The sequence below is a fragment of the uncultured Senegalimassilia sp. genome, assembly GCF_934632265.1.
Lineage (GTDB): Bacteria > Actinomycetota > Coriobacteriia > Coriobacteriales > Eggerthellaceae > Senegalimassilia.
The window spans coordinates 1-1,594 of the sequence record NZ_CAKTYH010000209.1; the positions used below are offsets into that span (position 1 = coordinate 1).

The window sequence follows — 1,594 nt, forward strand, 5'->3', positions numbered from 1 at the left end:
CGGTGCGCTCGCTCGGCCTCGGCATGCAGAAGGACCCCGAGTTCCAGCAGCTTGTGCGCCAACTCAACGTGCGCCACGGCCTTGACCGCATGCCCGCATGCGACGCGCTGCTCATCCGCAGCCCAGCACGCGAGGATGCGAATCAGTTCATGATGGCCACGTGCGGCGAGCTGGGCCTTCCGGTGCTGCGCATGCGCATGGAGGAGAACATGCAGGGCATGCCGGTGCTGTGCGTCATGGCCCAGGCCGACCGCCAACCCAAGCTCAACCAGGCGCGCAACGCCTTCGAGGAGCCGGCGGTGCTGGTCATCGAGGACATCGACCTGTGGGCGGCGCCCGTGTTCGACCAGCCCGAGGATATCGGCGGGCTGATCATGTCCACGCTTTCGCGCGGCGCGCGCGAGGCGGTCAACCTTATCCGCTCCTCGGCCGACGATCCGGACGTGTTCGTGTTGTGCACCTCGGCGCTGGGAAACGATGTGGACCCGTACTTCTTCGACCTGTTGGGGCCGGTCTCCGCGGTGGACATCGACTATCCCACCGAGAAGGAGCGCGCCGACATCTGGATGGAGATTGCTCGCGAGCATCCGTCCGTGCGCGGCGTCGATCGCGATCAACTGGTCAAGTTCTCGCAGGGCATGCCGCGTTTCGACATGCACATGGCGGCGCGCGAGGCAATCGAGGAAGCGTACAAGGACAGCCTCACCAAACGGCGCTATATTCCGGTGACCACGGACAACCTGTTCGATAAGCTGGCGGCATACCAGCCGCTCGACTCGCCGGAGTACAAGGCGCTCGAGCAAGCGGTGGTCGATGACTTTAGGAGGGAGCTCGACCATTTGGACGACCTGTTGAAGGGGGACGGGCAGTAATGGACATCACGCGGCGTTGCGACTACGCGCTTCGCATCTTGGAGGCTGCTTACGAAAGCGGCGACTCCTATGTTTCGGTCGCCGATATCTCCGAGCAGGAGGACATCCCATACGCGTTCGCGCGCAGCATCCAGCACGACCTGGTGAAAGGCGGTCTGATTAAGACGGTGCGCGGCGCGCGCGGCGGCCTTGCGCTCGATTGCGACCCGGCCCAGATCACGCTGCTCGAGGTGCTCGAGGCGGTGCAGGGGCCGGTGAGCGTCTCGCTGTGCGCGGTGGACGCCGAGTACTGCAAGCGCCGCGGCGGTTGCTCGTACAACAAGCTGTGGATGGGGGCGGATAGCCTGCTGAACAGCTATTTCGACTCCATCACGCTCAAAGAGCTCATGGAGCAGGGCGGTCGGCACCCCTCTATTCGCAAGGCTATCGATTCGGCGCCTCCCACGGCGCGCATGTCGTGCCCGGCGGATGCGTGCGGCGGCTGCGGTGCGCATCCCGCTGTTGAGGAAGCGCAGTCGTAGGCGTGGCGCGCAAAAGCATAGCCGATCTGGCGGCGTCCGCGGTTTGGCCCGCGGGCGCCGCCATGTCTCAGGACGAGTTCTGCCGCTACGTTCTCTCTGGGGGTAAGCGGCTCTATCGCGATTTGCCGTGGCGCGGCGTCGACGATGCCTACGGCGTGCTGGTAAGCGAGGTCATGCTTCAGCAAACGCAGGTCAAGCGCG

Annotated in this window: 2 protein-coding genes and 1 pseudogene; all 3 read left to right on the forward strand. The window is 64.9% G+C overall.

Annotated elements, in window-relative coordinates:
• On the forward strand, positions 1-872 hold an 872-nt coding region (locus Q0H50_RS09520), incomplete at its 5' end, for a hypothetical protein (RefSeq protein WP_294421713.1).
• A complete protein-coding gene (locus tag Q0H50_RS09525; protein WP_294421714.1) occupies positions 872-1,393 on the forward strand; it encodes an Rrf2 family transcriptional regulator in 522 nt (173 codons plus the stop codon). The genes Q0H50_RS09520 and Q0H50_RS09525, both read left to right, overlap by 1 nt.
• Positions 1,394-1,455: 62 nt before the next feature.
• Positions 1,456-1,594, forward strand: a pseudogene (locus tag Q0H50_RS09530) (adenine glycosylase); the annotation flags it as partial.